This is a genomic window from Flavobacterium fluviatile, assembly GCF_010645065.1.
GTDB lineage: Bacteria > Bacteroidota > Bacteroidia > Flavobacteriales > Flavobacteriaceae > Flavobacterium > Flavobacterium fluviatile.
The window spans coordinates 1-1,612 of record NZ_JAADZW010000067.1 but is presented as its reverse complement, the minus strand read 5'-3'; the positions used below and the strand labels follow the sequence as shown (position 1 = coordinate 1,612).

Below are 1,612 nucleotides of genomic sequence, written 5' to 3'. Positions count from 1 at the left end.
GCATTATTAAATATAAACCTTTTCTGCCTTTTATACAATTGTTTTGCTATATTTGGAACTCAACAAACGGAAGTTTTTTCACAGACTGACGTTACAAGCAAGTTTACCTAACAAAGCAGAAGATGGAAGAATTACAAAAAGTATTTAGTAATAGAGAAATTGCATATATAATTTGGACAACTCTAATTTTCGTATTTATTTTATCGAAACAGATTGGTAATGCTTTTGGTAAAGTTATAAAACGCTTCTTTGCAAGTAAATTGTCTGTTCTTTATATTTCTATGCTTCTATTTACAATTATGGAAGTTTATTTAATTTATAAAATGGGATTTTGGAATTCAAGCTTTATAAAAGATACTTCATTTTGGTTTGTTACATTTTCATTTTTAACTTTATTCAAATCAATAAATGCAAGAAAGATTAGAGATTTTATACCGATAATTAATAACATTTTTAAATTAACGATATTTTTAGAGTTTATTATAAACTTCAGGAGTTTTAATCTTACTGTTGAAATTATTATGTTGCCTTTAATAACATTTCTTGGGATTGCAAAATTCATATCTGAAAAAAACGATGATAAATATTCGACAACTTTTATATTAAATATTTTATCAATTATTGGTTTATTTTATTTTTTATTTTCAGTTTTTAAAACCATAAATGAATTTTCTAAATTTACTTCGAAAGAGAATCTTAACACACTAGTTTTACCAGCATTTTTAAGTTTTTTTAGTTTGCCATTTTTTTATCTGGTCGCTTTATATAATGAATATGAACAAATATTTATGAGAGTGAAGTATATGACAAAAAATAAAAAAAATCAAAATAAAATAAAAATGCAAATTTTTAAGAAAGCTAAATTTAATCTTAACAGAATTTCCCTATTGAGAGATAAATTGATAGATTTTGATTTATTTGAAACAAATGATATCAAAATTTATCTTGATAAAATAAAAAACACCTAATAAACTTATATTTGGGAAATTTGGCAAATTCGAATATACTGTTATATTTTACCCCAAACGCTACATACTACCAGAACGTTGCCAGCACTAGCTAAAAACTTAACAATAAACAATTATGATACTTGATAATAAAATGTGTCTTAATTTTCTTCATAGAAATCGGCAAACAATTATTGAAAACCTCAAATCAAAATCATCCCATGATGAAGACCTAAATGAAATAGATTTATTGTTAGACATAAAAAGTAAAACAAAATATCTATTTTCTAAAAATGTTGTTGAAACTTTATGCACTATAAAATTAACTAATGAATTTGACTGCAACATATTACATTCAAGAAAAACAATCAATGGAATAATATTGTTGAATAAAAACGAAATCTATATTTTTAATACTGTTGGAGAAAATTTAAGAGTTGCATATTTTAACTACAAAAAAGAGAATGATTCATCAGCCGTTTTAAATTTTACTTTTAGAATTGTCAAAAACGAAAAAATCGTAATGGCTGATTATAATTCTGAAATCACTAAAAAATTTCTTCAATCTATTATTTATCTTGATTTTTTTATAATCGCAAAAATGAAATGTACACAAATTTAAAATGAAATGTACATTTTTACAGACAAATATAACAAAAGCCAAT

2 protein-coding genes are annotated in these 1,612 nt (G+C 23.4%); both read left to right on the top strand.

From position 1 onward, the window contains the following. Positions 1-122: 122 nt before the first annotated feature. Positions 123-968: a hypothetical protein gene (locus GXM17_RS21275; RefSeq protein ID WP_163401523.1), complete on the top strand. Its 846-nt coding sequence runs from the start codon at positions 123-125 to the stop codon at positions 966-968. Between the two features lie 115 nt (positions 969-1,083). Next, positions 1,084-1,569 carry a hypothetical protein gene (locus GXM17_RS21270; protein WP_163401522.1) on the top strand — a complete coding sequence of 162 codons (486 nt, stop codon included), beginning with the start codon at positions 1,084-1,086 and terminating at the stop codon, positions 1,567-1,569. The last annotated feature ends 43 nt before the right edge of the window (positions 1,570-1,612 follow it).